Origin of the sequence: Ectorhizobium quercum (assembly GCF_026552795.1) — a bacterium.
Lineage (GTDB): Bacteria > Pseudomonadota > Alphaproteobacteria > Rhizobiales > Rhizobiaceae > Ectorhizobium > Ectorhizobium quercum.
This window is the reverse complement of sequence record NZ_JANFPI010000005.1, coordinates 443,519-461,736: the sequence shown is the minus strand read 5'-3', so window position 1 is coordinate 461,736 and position 18,218 is coordinate 443,519. Positions and strand designations below refer to the sequence as shown.

The window sequence follows — 18,218 nt, the reverse complement described above, 5'->3', positions numbered from 1 at the left end:
GCGAAACCAGCACCGACAACGACCAGATCCAGCTCGAAATCGCGAAGCTTCAGGAGCAGCTTACGTCCATCGCCGAAGGCGCTTCGTTCAACGGTGAGAACTGGCTGACGGGCAAGAATACCGCCGATGGCGATATCGACGAAGGCACCGTGGTCGACGGTTTCGTCCGTGAGGGCGGCGCCGTCCGCGTCACGACCGCGACCGTCGATCTTACCGAGGTCATCCTGACCGGCACGGGTGGCCTTCTCGAGAGCGTCCTTACCATCGATGCTTCCACCTCGACCGATCTTGCTGGCGACCTGACGACGGTCGAAACCGCCCTGGCCGCTCTCAACAAGGCCGGCGCGACGCTCGGCGCGCTGTCGACCCGGATCGACCTTCAGGACAACTTCGCCGCGAAGCTTTCCGATTCCATCGAGAGCGGCGTCAGCCGTCTGGTCGATGCCGACATGGAAGAAGAGTCCGCCAAGCTGTCTGCCTTGCAGACGCAGCAGCAGCTCGCCATCCAGTCGCTGTCGATCGCCAACTCCAGCACGCAGAACATCCTCACGCTCTTCCGCAGCTAAGGATATTAGACTTGACGAACGCAACGGGCGGCCACATGGCCGCCCGTTTTTCGTTGGCATCCTCTTCTTCGTCACCCTCGGCCTTGGCCCGAGCATGACGAAAGGGAACGACAGGTGCTTGATCATCAGTCTGACGGGCGGCTTTAGAGCCGCCCGTTTTCTGTTGCGTTTAAATAATTGAATTAATTTCACTTAATGGAGTTTTCGAAAACTTTAATAAGTCGCCGGCCCCTTTAAGGTTTGTTAACCATAATAGTGTTTTCTGTGATCATTGAAACGGCGAGTTAACCATTCACACATCGCAGGTTAACAGGCATGTGAGCTGACCGCCGTTCCCGGTTCCGGCCCGGAATGTCCCTTGAAGAATCGAGACCGCAATTAAGGGGCACGTATTCAAATGACGAGCATCATCACCAATATTCCCGCCATGTCCGCGTTGCAGACGCTACGCGCCATCAACAGCAACCTCGAGGCTACCCAGGATCGTGTTTCGTCGGGCTACCGCGTCAGCGAGGCCAAGGACAACGTTGCCTACTGGTCGATCTCCACGACCATGAATTCCGACAACAAGGCGTTGGGCGCCGCCATCGATGCGCTCGGCGTCGGCGCGGCCAAGGTCGACGTGGCCTATGCCGGTGTCGAGAGCGCCATCGACGTTGTGAACGAGATCAAGGCCAAGCTGGTCTCGGCCAGTGAGACCAGCACCGACAACGATCAGATCCAGCTCGAAATCGAGAAATTGCAGGAACAGCTCCGCTCCATCGCCGAGGGCGCCTCGTTCAGCGGCGAGAACTGGCTGACGGGCAGGGACGGCAGCGATAATCCCATCACCACCGGCACGGTGGTCGACGGCTTTATCCGCCAGGGCAGTTCCGTGCTGGTCACGACGGCGGATGTGGATCTTGAAGACATCATTTTCTTCGGCGATGTCGATGCCGGCACGGGCGGTATTCTCGGCGACGTCAATGGCATCACGCTGGAGAGCACCGACGATTTGGATGACATCGACGCCTACCTGACGATCGCTGAGAATACGATGACGGCGCTCAACAAGGCCGGTGCGACCCTCGGCGCCCTGTCGACGCGGATCGACCTTCAGGACACGTTTGCCTCCAAGCTTTCCGATTCCATCGAGAGCGGCGTCAGCCGCCTGGTGGATGCGGACATGGAAGAGGAATCGGCCAAGCTGTCCGCCTTGCAGACGCAGCAGCAGCTTGCCATCCAGTCGCTGTCGATCGCCAATACCAGCGCGCAGAACATTCTCACCCTCTTCCGCCAGTAAGCGGCAGGGCCCTGAAACCGGGCGCTTGGAGATCAGGACGGCCGCATCTGCCCCGGATGCGGCCTTTCCGTTGCAGGAAGGGCACTTTGCGGCGCGCGGGGTGCTTGCCAAAGTCTTTCCGTTTCATTAACCATATGCGAAGCGCTTCCCGATTGTTTGTGAGTGAGCGGCAGAGACCCCGAAGGGTTTCGGCATGAATGCCAGAAGGCCGCAGCCGGTGTTCAGCCCGGCATGTTCCCGTCGACCGTACAGGGACCTCCTCTCATGTCTTATGTGATCATGACATCGAATTCCGTATCCGCCGCGTTGCAGACGCTGCTGTCTTCCAACACCCAGTTGACGGAGGCCCAGAAGCGCCTTTCGAGCGGCATGCAGATTTCCGACGCGAAGGACAATCCCGGTTACTGGTCCGTGGCCAATGCGTTGACCTCGGACGAAAGCACGCTCACCAGCGTCGGGGATGCCCTGAACCTGAGCGAGGCGATGATCGACACCGCCTATACCGCCATCACCACCGTGCTGGACCAGCTTTCGACGCTTCGGGCGACACTGGTCACGGCAACGGATTCGAGCGTCGACCGTTCGCTGACGAATGTCGCGGTCGAGGGCGCGAAGAAGGCGATCGAAACGGCGGTCATATCGGCGCAGTTCAGCGGCACCAACTGGCTCACGAACGGCGACGCCACCCTGGCCGGTACGAACAGTATCGTGACCTCCTTCCAGAGAACGGGGAACGGTTCCGTCAAGCTCCAGACGCAGGGCATCCCGGCTGCCGACACGATTCTGATCGATACCTATGACCCCGGCCGCGGCCTCCTGACCCGGTCGATCGACGCGAATGAGCTTAATCCCGACGGCACCGCGACGCCGCGCAACTATTACCTGCTCGCCCCGGGCGACGGCGGCACGGAAATCGCCGTGACCGACACCACGACCGAGGACGAGATCGCGGACATGATCGACGTGATCGAATCCATGATGGCGGATATTTCGGAGATTGCGAGCCGTTTCGGCGACATGCTGAACCGGGTTGCCAGCCAGTCGAGCTTCGCCCAGTCGATGGCCCAGACGCTGAAGACCAGCGTGTCCCGGCTGATCGATGCCAATATGGAGGAGGTCAGCGTGCGCGTGACGGCTGCGGAAACGCAGGCGTCGCTGGCGGCGGAGACCGTCTCGCTCGTCAATACCAACATGAAGAAACTCCTGCTCGTCTTCGGCTGACCGGAGAAAACGGCAGCGATCTTCATCCTCGCACAAGTTTGACGCCCTAGGCTCAGGAGGAGGTTTCTTCTGGCAAGGCTCCGTTCGGTGCCTGCCGGGATGACTGTCAGCAAAAGTTGGAGAGTTCCTTGGTGAAAAGCAGGGTTTCGAGACGGCCGGAGCGGGCCGTTCACGACGGTCCGCGCGGCTCCGGAGGTCGATGATGAGCGCGATGATCGCCCGCTACCTGAAAGATTTCGGCTCGCCGGTCGCGGAGCCGTTGCCGTCCGACGAGATGCCGTTCGGCTTTCCCGCCGTCGCCGGACCCGAGCCGGAAGAGTCCGTCGACGCCGAGGCCGAACTGCGCGAGACGCTGGCCCGGGAGCACGAGGCGGCGATGGCCGAGCTTTCCGAGCGCCATGCGGCGGAAATGGCCGCGCTGGCGGAGAGCCATGCGAAGGAAATGGCCGATGTCAGGGAGCGTTGCGAAACGGATCTCGTTGCCATGATCGCCAGCCGCATTACGGAAATGACCGGGACGATTGCCCATGCCGTGACCGAGGCTGCCGCGCAGGCGCTGGTGCCCGTTCTCAGCGAGGCGGTCGCCCGCGAGGCGGTCAAGGATTTTGCCGACATGCTGAAGGGCGCGATCGAGGAAGGGGAGGTTGCCCGCATCAGGCTGCGCGGCCCCGAAACCGCCTTCCGGCGATTGTCCGACCTTATGGGCGAAAAGGCGGAGCTTCTCGATTTCGAGGAAAGCGCCGAAATGGATTTGACGGCCGAGATCGGCACGGCCGTGCTGGTGACGCGATTGAGCGCCTTTGCCGCCGGCCTTGAGAAGGTGATGGAATGAGCGAGAGCGAAAGTCACCACCACGGCAAGAACGAGATCATCGTCATCAAGAAGCACAGGGGCGACCACGACGGCCATCACGGCGGCGCGTGGAAGATCGCCTATGCCGACTTCATGACCGCCATGATGGCCTTCTTCCTCGTGATGTGGCTGGTCAATGCCGCCAACGAGGAGACGAAGGCCTCCGTCGCGAGCTATTTCAACCCGATCAAGCTTTCGGACGACACGCCGGCCCAGAGGGGGCTGAAGCAGCCGTCGGAGCAGGCGGACGGGGAGCAGTCGGCCGAGCGCTCGAAGGTCGAGGACCAGACGGAAACGGAGATCGGCGGCAGCGCTGCAACCGGCCAGGACATGGCTGCGACCTCCGGCGACAGCAGTCATTATTCCGAGGCCGACCTCTTCCAGAACCCGTATGCGGTTCTGGCCGAAATCGCCCAGGAAGTCGGCCAGCAGGCCAATGTCAGCGCCAGGGGCGAGGGCGGTGCCGCCAATGCCGGCCCGGCCACGGGAGCATCCGGCGGCGAAGCCTATCGCGATCCTTTCGATCCGGATTTCTGGAGCCGCCAGGTCGAGGCCGCCAAGGTTCAGGCGCCGAGGGTCGAGGACAGTTCCCTGCCGGAAGCCGAGCAGACCGTCGCGGCCCGTCAGCCGGCCGAAACGGACAGGGCCGCTGCCGGGACGGCGGCGAACGCCGGCGAGGCGGCAAGCCAGGCCGCCGAGACCGCCCGCGAACAAAGGGCGGCCGACGATCTGGGCGATGAGATCAGGCAGCAATTGACCGGCGTCAGCGGCAGGCTGGCCGAGGGGCTCGTCGTGACGCCGTCGGAAGGCGGTCTTCTCGTGACCATTTCGGACCGGCAGGACGGCGCCATGTTCGCCGTCGGCTCGGCCGTTCCGCAGCGGGAAATGGTGCTGGCGATGGAGAGGATCGGCAATATTCTCAAGGAACGGCAGGGCCAGGTCGTCATTCGCGGCCACACGGACGGACGCCCCTTCACCGGCAGGTCGGGCGACAACTGGAGCCTGTCGATGGATCGCGCGCATGCGGCCTATTTCATGCTGGTGCGCGGTGGACTGGACGAGAAGCGCATCGAGCAGGTCTCCGGTTTCGCCGACAGGCGTCTTCAGGTGCCGAACGATCCGTTCGATCCGGCCAATCGCCGCATCGAAATCCTGCTTCAGGACGGCTGAGCCCATGACGAGACACAGCCAGCGGTTCCGGTTCCCTTCCTGCCTGCTGATCGGTGCGCTTCTGTGCGGAAACGCCGCCGCCGAGGACGAACTCGCCCCCTACAAGGTCGTGCGGTCGTTGCAGTTCGTGCAGGATTCGGTTGCCCAGGGAGACCACTCCGCCGGCGAGATGCAGCGGTTCATTCTGGAAACGATGGACGAGCGCCTGCGTGCCGCTCCCGTCTCGGTCTTCGACGACCCGCGCAATGTCGATGCCGCCCTGGTCTATGCGATGAGCGGCGGCAATCCGGCGACGCTCGAATATCTGGTGGCGCGCGATATCGAGGGCAATTTCGACAGCCGCGTGATCGACGCCCTGCGCAAGTATTTCGACGGACAGGGCGCGCTGGTCGCCCGCAGCCTGATCGACATGGTGCCGGAATATCGCGACACGAGGATCGGCGCCTATCTGGCGCTTGTCGCCGGCAACATCCTTCTCGGTTCGAACGTGAACGAGGCGCTCTCCTTCTTCGATCAGGCGCGGCTCACGGCCCCCGGGACCATCATCGAGGAGGCGGCGTTGCGACGCTCGCTGGCGATTTCGGTCGAGAGCAATCTCGTGCCGCGCGCGCTGGCGATGGCCAACCGGTATGTGCGCCGCTTTCTGCACTCGCCCTATGCCAGCCAGTTCGCGGACCTGTTCGTCCAGCTCGTGGTGGCGAATGACGGCGCGGTCACACACGACGATATCGCCGCGACGCTCGAAATGATGGACGCCGCGCGCGCCCGCGAAATCTATCTGCGCATCGCGCGTCGCGCCACGCTGGCCGGCAGGAGCGATCTCGCCCGCCATGCCGCGGCCGAAGCGGAGGCGCGGGCCTCTGCGGCGCCGGATGACGGACGCGAGGTCCTGGGCAGTCTCTACGGCAATGTCGCGGCGATTCCGAGCGGCGATGTGGCGAGTGCTGTGAAGGCGATCGACGATATTCCCGACGACCAGCTTTCCGAGCGCGACAGGGCGCTCAGGGACGCGGCAAGGGCGGTCGCGGAACAGATTATGCAGACACCGGCCGTCCCTGCAAGCCACACGCAAGTGGGGCAGGGCAATACGGTCGATGAACAGGTGAAGGACGATCCGGTCGCGGCCCCCGGGCAGACACCGGCCGGCGGCGCATCCGATCCGCAAGCGGACGATGCATACCAGTCCTTCGTCGAGCGCGGTCGCTCGCAACTCGATGCGATCGACGCGCTCCTGAAGCAGAAAGGCATGTCGAGATGATGGATGCACTCAGTCTGCTGGTGAAGCCCGCGCCGGAGCCCGCGGCTTTCGCCAAATCCGGTAAGGCCGTCAAGGGAGGCGATACTGCCGAGAAGGGCAGTTTTTCGCGTGAACTCAAGGGGTTGAACACGGATGAGCGCGGCGGCAAGGGAGCAGGCCGCGGCGCCGTTTCCACCGAAACGGAACAGGCCGAGACGGATGCGGACAGCGCTGACGCCGCGAAGGCGAACGTGAAGATCGCTCCGGCGGCAGCCGGGCCATCCTCGTTTGCGAGCCTCAAGGCCGAATTGCAGACGGCGGTCGATGCGACGTTCACAAGGAACGTTCCACAGCAGCCGGACAAGACCGTTCAGGCACCGGAAATGGAGCTGGAGGTTCAGGTGCCGGACGAGGGGCTGACGGAGCGCATTCTGCCCGAGCCCGTCGAAGGCGAGGCCGTGCCGGCGAGTGAACGCGATGCCGGGCGGAAGCCCGGGGCGGGGGAGACGCAGACGGTCGACAAGACCGACCACAAGGTCAGGATCAAGGGTGCCGATTTTTCAAAGGCAGGTGGCGATAGCGGCTTCACGGTGGACCGCCGGACCGCAACGCAGATCGCCGACCGGATAAAGGTGGACACGCCGAAGAGCGGCGCGGCAAAGGCCGATACCGCCCCCGATACGGACGCCCCGGATGCGAAGGACACGGCGGATACCGGGGATGCCGCCACGGTCGATGCCGGGCCGAAGGCGGATGCCGAAACGCTGACCAATGTTCTGGGCCTTCTGGCCGCCGGCGGCAACGTGACCGACCGCGTCGAGCGGAAGCAGGATGCCGGCAACGGCATGCGCGAGCCGGAAAAGATCGGCAATACCGGCAGGATGTCTGCGGAAACGCAGGATGCCGGGGTGGACATCGGCACCGCCAATGGTGAGGGCGAGGCGCTGGCGACGGATGGCCAGTCCGATCGCCTCTTCCGTCTGACGCGCGGCGAAGGGCGGGGGCAATCCGTCGACCTGAAGATCGCCAGCACGGCCAGCGGCCAGATCGACGTGGAGGCACGCTCGCCGGCGAGCGGCCAGGCGGAAACCGTCAATGTGCTCGAGACGCGCCGTTATCTCGGCTTCAACGCACCGTCGAATTCCTCGACCCTCACGGCGGCTCTGGCCGGAAACGACGAATGGGTCAGTGCCATGCACCCGTCGGCACGCCTTGCCAACGCCGCCCAGCAATCCAGCACCGGGCAGGTCGTCAACACGTTGAAGCTGGAGCTCAATCCGCACGCGCTCGGCACCGTGACCGCGGTGCTGCGCCTTTCGGGCGACGAACTCAACGTGCATCTGACCGTGCATACGGCGGCGGCGTATCGGGAAATGCGGGAGGATTCCTCGGCGATGCTCGACGCCTTGCGGTCGCAGGGCTTCAGCGTCGATCAGGTGACGGTCAGCATGGCGTCGGGCGCCTCGTCTTCCCAGGACGGTGGCGATGCTTCGAGCCGTTTCGCACAGCAGCAACAGCAGAACATGCAGCAGGCAGCCGGTGAAGGCGGCCGCAACGGCGACCGGGGCGCACCGCAGAACGGGCGCCAGGACGGCTCTGATGGCCAGTCGGGTGTCGCAGCAGGACGCAGCGATGACAGTGAACAGAACCTCGCCCCTGCGCGTGGCGCTGGCGCTCCTCGCCCTAGCCACGTTTACATCTGAGGCTTGGGCTGCCGGCGGCTCGTGCGAGCGGCAGATCGAGGCCGCCGCCCGCAAATATGGCATTCCCGAAGGCATCCTGTACTCGGTCGGTCTGACGGAGACGGGCCGCAAGGGATCGCTGAGCCCGCTCGCGCTCAACGTCGAGGGCAAGGCCTATTTCGCGAAATCTCCGGCGGAGGCGCTGACACGCTTCAACCAGGCCCGCAATGGCGGCGCCCGGCTGATCGATATCGGCTGCATGCAGATCAACCATTACTATCATGGCGCAGAATTCGCGTCCGTTCAGGAGATGTTCGATCCGGGACGGAATGTGGAATATGCGGCACGCTTCCTGAAATCGCTCCACGACAGGCATGAGACCTGGACGATGGCCGTGGCCAGATACCATGCCGGTCCCAATAACGACCCTGCCCAGAAACGCTATGTCTGCCGCGTCATCAGCAATCTGGTCGCGACGGGCTATGGAAAATGGACGCCGGAAGCTTCACGCTTCTGTAGCTGAATGCAACCTTTAATCTATTGATTCGCACGCAATGCGGTGTTCGGCGAAATAAGGCAACATTTCGTGCATTTTGTGACTGCAAGACTCTTGTTAAAAAACCGTTAACTTTTCCACGCGAAAATAGTGCTATTCCGCCTTAAGGCCTACTACATCTAGGCCAAATCATGGCATTATGGTTAATCAATTATTAATTTCTCCCAGTAAGTTCCTCCAGTTGTTCCAGATTCGTCCGATTCGTACCCATAGTACATCGAAAACACCACACTGATTCGGAGGCGGACGAATGATCGTAGTGGTTGATGAGCGCGAGCTCGTTAAGGACGGCTATACATCTCTTTTTGGGCGCGAAGGAATTCCGTCCACAGGTTTTGATCCCGGTGAATTTGGCGAATGGGTCAACACGGCAGCAGATTCCGATATCGCTGCCGTCGAGGCCTTTCTGATTGGCCAGGGCGAGCGGGCGCTGGAACTGCCGCGGGCCATTCGCGACCGGTCGCAGGCCCCGGTGATCGCGGTCAGCGACCAGCCCTCCCTGGAGGCGACGCTGGCGCTGTTCGACTGTGGCGTGGACGATGTCGTCCGCAAGCCGGTCCACCCGCGGGAAATCCTGGCTCGTGCCGCGGCGATCCGCCGCCGGCTGAAGGCCGTCGCGAACGTCACCGAAGTCGGTCCGATCCGGGTCTTCTCCGATGGACGCGATCCGGAAATCAACGGCGACGTTTTCCCGCTGCCGCGCCGCGAGCGCCGCATTCTGGAATATTTGATCGCAAACCGCGGCCGGCGCGTGTCCAAGACGCAGATCTTCAACGCGATCTACGGCATCTTCGACGAGGAAGTCGAGGAGAACGTGGTCGAGAGCCATATTTCCAAGCTGCGCAAGAAACTGCGCAAGAAGCTGGGTTTCGACCCGGTCGATTCCAAGCGCTTCCTCGGCTACTGTATCGACTGGGAATGAGCGACGCGGCGGTCCTCTGGAAGAGGGCTGCGCGACCGAGACCGATATCCGCCACCCGTGGCGGATGTTCCTTGAAGGCCCCGTGAATGGTACGGTTCCGGGGCAGCCGGCAAGGGCCGGCGATGCGTTTCGAAACGGGCCGGACGGTCGGGTCGACCAGCTCCGGGAAGACGAACGCAGAGTCGACAATAATCGAAATAAAAGAATGACTTCATGGTGCGCCGGCAAGCCGTCCGGGTTTGCGCGTCCGCGAGATCGCTTGCCGTGCGGTTCACTCCGATCTTCGGCATCGTCGCCGGAGCGCCATGCCGGAAATCGGGAAATCGGAATGCGGACAAGGGCGGGGCTAAAACGGAAGCACATCCAGCTTCACGCAAGGCCCGCCGCATAGTCTCGAATGCAACGACTGAAACGAGGGTCTCAGATGAGCATCTACGGAACGATGAAGACTGCCGTGTCGGGCATGAATGCCCAGGCGAACCGCCTGAGCACGGTCGGCGACAATATCGCCAACGTGAACACCACTGCCTACAAGAAAGTCTCGACGGCGTTTTCGTCCTTCGTGCTGCCATCCGGCAGCGGCAGCTACAATTCGGGCGGCGTGACGACCACCGTCGTCAACTCGGTTTCCCAGCAGGGTTCGCTGACGTCGACCTCCTCCGATACCGATCTTGCGATCAACGGCGACGGTTTCTTCGTGGTGCAGAACTCGGCGGGCGCCACCTACCTGACCCGCGTCGGCTCCTTTTCGCTCAACGAGGAGGGCTATCTCGTCAACGCGAACGGCTTCTCGGTTCTCGGCACCGAAGTCGGCGGCATCGCCAACACCTTCTCGGATCTCTCGCCGGTCAAGGTGCAGGCTTATCAGTTGACCGCGGTCGCCACGACCAGTGCGACGGGTAACACCAACCTGGACCTGAGCGCCGAAGTCGTGGATGCGGCGGCGGACGACACGGCAGCCGACAATACGGCGGATTCGGTCTATACGCTCAAAAGCTCGCTGACCACGTACAACAACGCCGGTACCGAAATAACCTACGACGTCTATTACACGAAGACGGACGACAACACGTGGGAAGTGGCGGTCTACGACGCGGCGGATGCGGATCCCACGAGTTCCACGGGCTTCCCCTATGCCTCGTCCGCCATCACGACGGCGACGATGAACTTCGATTCGTCGACCTACCTGCTGTCCTCGATTGAAACCAACGGGGTCGTCAGCACGGACCTGACGCTCGACATCGACGGCATTTCGCTGGATCTGTCGAAGACGACGCAATACGACGCAGACAGCTTCTCCAAGCTGGCGAGGGACAACGGCAATGCGCCCAGTTCTCTGGATGCGCTGTCGGTCGATTCGGCCGGCGTCGTCTATGCCGTCTATGAGAACGGAACCCAGCTCCCGATTGCTCAGATTCCGCTCGCAACGGTGATCAGCCCGGACAATCTCTCGATGGGAACCGGCAACGTCTACAGCCTCACCAGCACGTCGGGCGCCGCGGTCCTCGGCTTTGCCGGCGATCCCGGCTTCGGCAACATCGTTTCCAGCTCGCTCGAAACCTCGAACGTCGATCTCGCCAACGAACTGACGGAGATGATCGAGGCCCAGCGCAGCTACACCGCGAACTCGAAGGTGTTCCAGACCGGTGCGGACGTTCTGGACGTTCTGATCAACCTGAAGAGATAATTCCAAGCTTTAAGGATTGACGGATGTCACTCGCATCGACTCTCAATACGACAAAAAGTATTTTCAACAATACTTCTGCCCAAAGCGCTGTCGTTTCCACGAATATCCAGAATGCGAGCAATCCCGACTATAACAAGCGGTCGGCGACGACATCCGTCAACATCTACAGCGGCGCCGTCATTCTCTCCACGGAGAGGGCGCAGAACAGCGCCCTCCTCAAACAGGTCCTGAACTCCACCTCGGTCGATTCCGCCCAGCAGGAACTGGTTTCGACGATGGACCAGATCAGCGCCCTGCTTGGCGGCGACAGCTATTCGCTCTCGCCGTCGACCTATCTGGCCACGTTCCGCGACACGCTGACGACCTATGCCGAGACGCCGAGCGACATCACGCTGGCCCAGTCGGTGGTGGCTGCGGCGCAGGACGTCGCCAACTCGCTCAACAATATGTCCGACGGCGTGCAGTCCCTGCGCGTCGAGGCCGACAACGAGATCGCCACGCAGGTGGCGACGCTCAACAGCCTGCTGGCCGAGTTCAAGGTCGCCAACGACGCCGTCATCAAGGCGACCGCGACCGGCCAGGACCCGAACAGCGCCATCGACAAGCGCGAGGCCCTCGTCAAGCAGATCTCCGGGATCATCGGCGTTTCGACCTACGTGCGCAGCGGCAACGACATGGCGCTCTATACCAGCGCCGGCACCACGCTGTTCGAAACGGTGCCGCGCAATGTGAGTTTCTCCGCCTCGGTGGCTTTCGCCGCCGGCGGCGAGGGCAACGGCATCTATATCGACGGCGTCAAGGTCGATGCCGGCGACGGCGCCAGCACGACGGCCCGCGGCAGCCTCCAGGCGCTGCTGCAATTGCGCGACAATGTTCTGCCGACCATTCAGGACCAGCTGGACGAAACCGCCCGCGGCCTGATCTCCCTCTTTGCCGAAACGGATGCGTCGGGCGACAGGATCGCCGGCCTGTTCACCACGAAAACCGGCGCCGCCGTCGATTTCGATACGGCGGAAATCATCACGGGCCTGGCATCCTCGATCACGGTTTCCAGCACGGCGGCAAGCTCTCCCTTCACGCTGCGCGACGGCAACATCTCCGGCGAAAGTGTCAACGACGACGATGCCAGCGGCTTCTCCGATCTGCTGCGCGATTATCTGAGCGCCTTCGATGCTCCGATCGACTTCGACGGCGCGGCGAAGCTCGGCACGAACGTGACGCTTCTGGACTACGCGACGGATACGGTCGGCTGGATCGAGGAATTCCGTAGCAGCGCCACGACCGCGAGTGAAACGACCGGCGCTATGCTGGTCCGGGCGTCCGAAGCCTATTCGAACAATACGGGCGTCAATCTGGACGAGGAACTCATTCTGCTCCTCGATATCGAACAATCCTACAAGGCTGCTTCCAAGCTTCTGTCGACCATAGACGAGATGCTGAAGGCGCTGATGGCAGCGACGGGTTAAATCATGAAAACTTCCACCATTTCGTCCCTTTCGGTCAGCAATGCCATCCAGCTGGTGGTGTCGCATGCCCAGAAGGAAGCCGTGAAGCTGGAAAACGAGTCCGTGACCGGCACCTACTACGATGTCGGTCTCGAACTGGGTGTGAAGACCTCGCAGAGCCTGAATTTCAATCGCGAAAGCGCCCGCCTTCAGTCGATCGTCGATTCCAATGCGCTGGCCGCACAGCGCATGGAGACGTCGCAGCTGGCGATGGGGCAGATGGCCGCCTCGGCCCAGTCCATCCTCGACACGTTCGTCGGCGTCACCGGCGCCAGCGACGGCACGTCCTCGACCGTCGCCGCCAACACGGCGCTCGCGGAACTGGAGAACTTCGCAGGCGTCGCGCTGACGTCGGTCAACGGTGAGTTCGTCTTCTCCGGCATCAACACGGATGCCCAGACGCTGCCGACGGGTTTCATAGACGATATCAAGCAGGACTTCAGCGACGCGCTCGACACCTATCTGGCGGCGAACGGCCTTGGCAGCGTCAGCGACATGACCGGCGACGACGTGGACGCGTTCATCGCCGATTATACCGCCGCTTTCGACTGGTCGAGCTGGACGAATGCCTCCGATACGGTCATGTCGAGCCGCATCAGCATGACGGAAACGGTCAAGACCTCGGCCAGCCTGAACGGAGACGGGTTCAAGAACCTTGTTCTTTCGGCTATCATAGGCTCGCAGCTCACCCGCGAGAACATGCAGTCGGATGCGCTGGCGCAGGTCAAATACAATGTGGTCGAGATTTCCGGCGCCGCGGTCTCGGGCATCAATGCGGCACAGAGCCAGCTCGGCCTGTCGCAGTCCCGCATCGAGAATGCCAACGAGACCCTGGCAACCCAGAAGACGATCATCGACACGCAATTGTCGAATCTCGTCAGCGTCGACCAGTACGAGGCGAATGTGCGTCTGACGGCCCTGATGACGCAACTGGAGACATCCTACACGATTACCGCGAAAATTCAGCAGCTCAGCCTGGTGAACTTTCTCTGAGACGTGAACTTCTCCCGATGAATGGGAGACTGGCCGTAAACATGAAGGAAACACGATGTTTCAGTTTTCTTACGCCGAAGTCATGGCAGATGATGTTGCCGACGCCAAGGAGCGAGAACGTCAGGTTCTTGACCGGTCGATCGAGCTTCTCGCCGCTGCCCGCGACCGGGGCGGATTTTCGAGGGAATCCATCGAGGCCCTGTTCTATACGCGCCGTGTGTGGCTTCGCTTCATCGAAGACCTGAAGCAGCCGGACAATGCGTTGAGCGTCGAACTGCGCGCCAACCTGATTTCCATCGCAATCTGGATCATGAAGGAATGCGAGCGCATCAGGCGGCGGGAATCGACGAACTACCAGGGAATTATTGACGTAACCACCATCATCAGGGATGGCTTGAAATGAAAAGTACGCTCCGAATCTCGCTGAAGTCCGGCGAAAAGATCTTCATCAACGGCGCGGTTCTGCGCGTCGACCGCAAGGTCGCGCTGGAATTCCTCAACGACGTGACTTTCCTCCTGGAAAATCACTTCCTTCAGCCGGAAGACACGACGACGCCGCTGCGCCAGCTTTATTTCATCGCCCAGATGATGCTCATCAATCCGGAAGGCAAGGAGCAGTCGATGACGCTGTTCCGCAAGTCGATCATGATGCTGCTGTCCTGCTTCCGCAACGAGGAGATTCTCGCCGAGTTGAAGCGGATCGACGCGATGGTTTCCTCCGGGCGCCCCTTCGATGCGCTCAAGGCCATCCGCATGCTCTATCCGGCCGAAGACCTCGTCCTGTCCAACCAGGAAATCACGCCGGCCATCATCGACGACATTCGCAGGGAGATCGCACCGTGGCGGTAGACAGCATCAACAGCGCGACGGCGACGACGACCGCCACCGCAACCAAGGCTTCCTCCTCCGACGCCAAGACGGCTTCGCTGGATTACGATTCCTTCCTCAAGCTGCTGCTGGCGCAGATGAAGAATCAGGACCCCACCGATCCGATGGACGCATCCGAGCAGCTTTCGCAGCTCGCCACGTTCTCGCAGGTCGAGCAGTCCATCAAGACGAACTCGCACCTGGAGAACCTGATCACCATCGGTTCCCTTTCGAACGCGGCGTCCTATATCGGCAAGACGATCACGAGCGTGGACGGGCTGACCTCCGGGGTGATCGCTTCCGTCAGGGTCGCTTCCGACGGTGTTACGGCGACGACCACGGACGGCAAGGAAATTCTCGTTGAGGAAGGCATCAAGATCTCCGAGACTGAGACCTGACCCTTGAATGATTCGGAGGCAGCGGTCGTCTCATGAATGAAGCAGACGCCCTCGATATCGTCCAGGCCGCGGTCTGGACGATTCTCGTTGCATCCGGCCCGGCCGTCATGGCCGCTATGGTCGTGGGGGTCGTGATCGCCTTCCTTCAGGCGCTCACCCAGATCCAGGAAATGACCCTGACCTTCGTCCCGAAGATCATTGCCGTCATGCTGGCGCTCGGCGTGTCGGCGCCGCTGATCGGCGGGCAGATGTCCATTTTCACGAACATGCTCTTTTCCCGGATCCAATCGGGCTTCTGAAGACGTTGCCGGCGTTTGCGCCGGCTTTTCCCGTCTTCCGTCCCGCCGGGCCATCCTCGCGCAAGTTTGAACCTTTAGTCCTGTCGCCGAATGGCGCCACATGCGCCGCTGACGCTCATGAAGAGACGGGGTAACGATGGCGCAGACCGATGCGATCACCATTCCGAAGGCCGTGCCGAACGGCCGTGACATCGGCTTCGCCGCCGGCATAGTTCTCATCCTGTGTATTCTGTTCCTGCCCATTCCGGTCATCATGATCGACATGGGGCTGGCGTTTTCGATCGCCTTCTCCGTCCTGATCCTGATGGTGTCGCTGTGGATACAGAAGCCGCTGGATTTCTCGTCCTTCCCGACGGTTCTCCTGATCGCGACGATGACGCGGCTGGCGCTCAACATCGCCACGACGCGCGTCATCCTCTCGCATGGCCATGAGGGGCACGATGCCGCCGGCGGCGTGATCGCCGGCTTTGCCAGCATCGTCATGTCCGGCGATTTCATGATCGGTCTGATCGTGTTCCTGATCCTGATCACGGTGAACTTCATCGTCATCACCAAGGGCGCGACGCGTATCGCCGAAGTCGGCGCCCGCTTCACCCTCGACGCCATTCCCGGCAAGCAGATGTCGATCGACGCCGACCTTTCCGCCGGTATCATCGACGAGAAGGAAGCGCAGCGCCGCCGCCGCGAGCTTGAAGATGAAAGCTCGTTCTTCGGTTCGATGGACGGCGCCTCCAAATTCGTGCGCGGCGACGCCATCGCCGGCCTGATCATCACCGCCATCAACATCGTCGGCGGCATCCTGATCGGCGTCTTCCGCCACGGCATGCCGGTGAGCGAAGCCGCCGACGTGTTCGTCAAGCTTTCGGTCGGCGACGGCATCGTGTCGCAGGTTCCCGCGCTCATCGTCTCGCTCGCCGCCGGCCTTCTGGTCTCCCGCGGCGGCAATCGCGGCTCCACCGACCAGGCGGTGGTCAGCCAGCTTTCGGGCTATCCGCGCGCCCTTTCCGTCGCCGCGGCGCTGATGTTCATCCTGGCGCTCGTTCCCGGCCTGCCGCTGCTGCCGTTCACCGTCCTCGGCCTGATCATGGCCTTCGGCGCATGGTTCATCCCGCGCCAGATCGAGGCCGACAACCGGCTCCTGCGCGAAACGGAAGAAAAGAAGGTCGTCCAGAACAAGGAAGCCGAGCGCGAAAGCGTCAAGAACGTGCTGCGGTCGACGGAAATCGAGCTGGCGCTCGGCAAGCAGGTTTCCACCCGTCTTCTCGGCGCCCATCAGGAACTCGCCTTCCGCGTCGGCAAGATGCGCAAGAAGTTCGCGGCGCAATACGGCTTCGTCGTTCCCGAAATCAAGGTCACGGACGATATCGCCATCCCGGACAAGTCGTACCAGATCCGCATCCACGGCACGACGGTCGCTTCCAACGTCCTGCGCGTCGGCGAGGTGCTGGTCGTGACCGGCTCGGGCCGCAAGCCGTCCGTTCCGGGCGACGAGATCCGCGAACCCGCCTTCGGCATGCCGGCGGTGTCGGTCATGGAGACCTTCGTGGAGGACCTGAAGCGCGAGGGCTTCCACCCCATCGACAACGTTTCCGTGGTGCTGACCCATGTCAGCGAGGTGATCCGCAACAACCTGCCGCAGCTTCTGTCCTACAAGGACGTCAAGATCCTAATCGAGCGTCTGGACCCGGAATACAAGAAGCTCGCGGATGAGATCTGCACCTCGCACATGTCCTATTCGGGCTTGCAGGCCGTGCTCAAGCTGCTGCTGGCCGAGCGCGTCTCGATCCGCAACCTGCACCTCATTCTCGAAGCGGTGGCGGAACTGGCGCCCCACGTCCGCAAGACCGAGCAGATCGTCGAGCATGTCCGCGTGCGCATGGCCCAGCAGCTTTGCGGCGATCTGGCCGACAACGGCACGCTGCGTGTTCTCCGCCTCGGCTCCAAGTGGGATCTCGTCTTCCACCAGGCGCTGAAGCGCGATGCCAAGGGCGAGGTCGTCGAATTCGATATCGATCCCCGCCAGCTCGAGGAATTTTCCGAGCAGGCGAGCAGGGTAATCCGTGAATTCATGGATCGTGGCCTGCCTTTCGTACTTGTCACGTCGCCCGAAACGCGCTCCTATGTGCGCATGATCATCGAGCGACTGTTTTCCACGCTGCCCGTGTTGTCGCATGTGGAACTGGCGAAGGGGATCGACATCAAGATACTCGGATCGATTTCATGATAACGGACCCGCAGGGATCGGTACTGGCGCTCTTTCTGCTCTTCTGCCGTATCGGTTCCTGCTTCATGGTGCTGCCGGGTTTCGCATCGGCGCGAATTCCGGTGATGATCCGCCTCATGGTGTCGCTGGCGGTCACGATGGCCATCCTCCCGCTGATGTGGGATATGGTCTACCCCCGCATCAATGCCGCCGATCCCGGCGCCTATGTCGTGCTGATCGTCAGCGAAAGCCTCATCGGCGTCATGTTCGGGATGATCGCCCGTCTTTACGTCCTCGGCCTCCAGTTCACCGGCGCGGTGATCGGCTCCTCCATGATGCTCATGTCGCCGGGCGGGACCGATATTCTGGAAGAGACGGCGGAAACCGCCCTGACCAACATGATCACCTTCACCGGCCTGATGGTCCTGTTCCTGCTGGATTTCCACCAGGTGGTGATGAAGGCGCTGATCGATTCCTACGACGTCATGCCGGTCGGCACGCTGGTCAGCGGCCAGAAGATGCTGATCACGCTCACGGATACGCTCAGCCAGGTTTTCATGATCATGCTGCGGCTTGCCAGCCCGTTCCTGATCTTCGGCATCATGTTCAACTTCGCCGTCGGCCTCATCAACAAGCTGTCGCCGCAGATCCCGATCTACTTCATCGCGACGCCGTTTTCACTGATGGCGGGCATTTTCCTTCTCTATCTGGCGATAGCGGCCATGCTGCGTCTCTTCGCCGACGGCTTCGGGCCGGTCTTCATCGGGCAGTAGGGCAG

18 protein-coding genes are annotated in these 18,218 nt (G+C 61.9%); all 18 read left to right on the top strand.

What is annotated here, in order from left to right:
* Positions 1-566 (top strand): flagellin (locus NOF55_RS17180; RefSeq protein WP_306412342.1); only part of this gene is annotated, 566 nt, incomplete at its 5' end.
* Between the two features lie 397 nt (positions 567-963).
* A complete protein-coding gene (locus NOF55_RS17175; protein ID WP_306409868.1) occupies positions 964-1,848 on the top strand; it encodes a flagellin N-terminal helical domain-containing protein in 885 nt (294 codons plus the stop codon).
* A 264-nt stretch (positions 1,849-2,112) separates the two neighbouring features.
* Positions 2,113-3,069, top strand: coding sequence for a flagellin N-terminal helical domain-containing protein (locus NOF55_RS17170; RefSeq protein ID WP_306409869.1), 957 nt, complete (start codon positions 2,113-2,115; stop codon positions 3,067-3,069).
* 202 nt (positions 3,070-3,271) lie between these two features.
* The gene (locus tag NOF55_RS17165; RefSeq protein ID WP_306409870.1) at positions 3,272-3,901 is read left to right on the top strand and encodes a hypothetical protein; all 630 of its coding nucleotides are present in this window, start codon (positions 3,272-3,274) and stop codon (positions 3,899-3,901) included.
* Positions 3,898-5,091 (top strand): MotB family protein, encoded by a 1,194-nt coding sequence (locus NOF55_RS17160; RefSeq protein WP_306409871.1) that lies wholly within the window; start codon positions 3,898-3,900, stop codon positions 5,089-5,091. Before NOF55_RS17165 ends, NOF55_RS17160 begins: the two co-directional genes overlap by 4 nt.
* A 4-nt stretch (positions 5,092-5,095) precedes the next feature.
* Positions 5,096-6,349 carry a chemotaxis protein MotC gene (gene motC / locus NOF55_RS17155; RefSeq protein ID WP_306409872.1) on the top strand — a complete coding sequence of 418 codons (1,254 nt, stop codon included), beginning with the start codon at positions 5,096-5,098 and terminating at the stop codon, positions 6,347-6,349.
* Positions 6,346-8,031 (top strand): flagellar hook-length control protein FliK, encoded by a 1,686-nt coding sequence (locus tag NOF55_RS17150; RefSeq protein ID WP_306409873.1) that lies wholly within the window; start codon positions 6,346-6,348, stop codon positions 8,029-8,031. The genes motC and NOF55_RS17150 overlap by 4 nt, the downstream gene beginning before the upstream one ends.
* A complete protein-coding gene (locus NOF55_RS17145; RefSeq protein ID WP_306409874.1) occupies positions 7,961-8,533 on the top strand; it encodes a transglycosylase SLT domain-containing protein in 573 nt (190 codons plus the stop codon). The genes NOF55_RS17150 and NOF55_RS17145 overlap by 71 nt, the downstream gene beginning before the upstream one ends.
* Before the next feature lie 283 nt (positions 8,534-8,816).
* Entirely contained in the window at positions 8,817-9,488 is a 672-nt protein-coding gene (rem, locus tag NOF55_RS17140) for a transcriptional activator Rem (protein WP_306409875.1), read from the top strand.
* A 424-nt stretch (positions 9,489-9,912) separates the two neighbouring features.
* Positions 9,913-11,175 carry a flagellar hook protein FlgE gene (locus NOF55_RS17135; RefSeq protein ID WP_306409876.1) on the top strand — a complete coding sequence of 421 codons (1,263 nt, stop codon included), beginning with the start codon at positions 9,913-9,915 and terminating at the stop codon, positions 11,173-11,175.
* A 23-nt stretch (positions 11,176-11,198) separates the two neighbouring features.
* On the top strand, positions 11,199-12,641 hold the full coding sequence (gene flgK, locus NOF55_RS17130) for a flagellar hook-associated protein FlgK (RefSeq protein ID WP_306409877.1): 1,443 nt from the start codon (positions 11,199-11,201) through the stop codon (positions 12,639-12,641).
* A 3-nt stretch (positions 12,642-12,644) separates the two neighbouring features.
* A complete protein-coding gene (locus NOF55_RS17125; protein WP_306409879.1) occupies positions 12,645-13,673 on the top strand; it encodes a flagellar hook-associated family protein in 1,029 nt (342 codons plus the stop codon).
* Between the two features lie 55 nt (positions 13,674-13,728).
* Positions 13,729-14,076, top strand: a complete 348-nt coding sequence (gene flaF / locus NOF55_RS17120; RefSeq protein ID WP_306409880.1) for a flagellar biosynthesis regulator FlaF — start codon at positions 13,729-13,731, stop codon at positions 14,074-14,076.
* Positions 14,073-14,522, top strand: a complete 450-nt coding sequence (gene flbT / locus NOF55_RS17115) for a flagellar biosynthesis repressor FlbT (protein ID WP_306409881.1) — start codon at positions 14,073-14,075, stop codon at positions 14,520-14,522. The genes flaF and flbT overlap by 4 nt, the downstream gene beginning before the upstream one ends.
* A complete protein-coding gene (flgD, locus tag NOF55_RS17110) occupies positions 14,513-14,938 on the top strand; it encodes a flagellar hook assembly protein FlgD (protein ID WP_306409882.1) in 426 nt (141 codons plus the stop codon). The genes flbT and flgD overlap by 10 nt, the downstream gene beginning before the upstream one ends.
* Positions 14,939-14,970: 32 nt before the next feature.
* Positions 14,971-15,237: a flagellar biosynthesis protein FliQ gene (gene fliQ, locus NOF55_RS17105; RefSeq protein WP_306409883.1), complete on the top strand. Its 267-nt coding sequence runs from the start codon at positions 14,971-14,973 to the stop codon at positions 15,235-15,237.
* A gap of 136 nt (positions 15,238-15,373) precedes the next feature.
* The gene (flhA, locus tag NOF55_RS17100) at positions 15,374-17,461 is read left to right on the top strand and encodes a flagellar biosynthesis protein FlhA (RefSeq protein ID WP_306409884.1); all 2,088 of its coding nucleotides are present in this window, start codon (positions 15,374-15,376) and stop codon (positions 17,459-17,461) included.
* Positions 17,458-18,213, top strand: coding sequence for a flagellar biosynthetic protein FliR (fliR, locus tag NOF55_RS17095; RefSeq protein WP_306409885.1), 756 nt, complete (start codon positions 17,458-17,460; stop codon positions 18,211-18,213). Before flhA ends, fliR begins: the two co-directional genes overlap by 4 nt.
* Positions 18,214-18,218 lie beyond the last annotated feature (5 nt).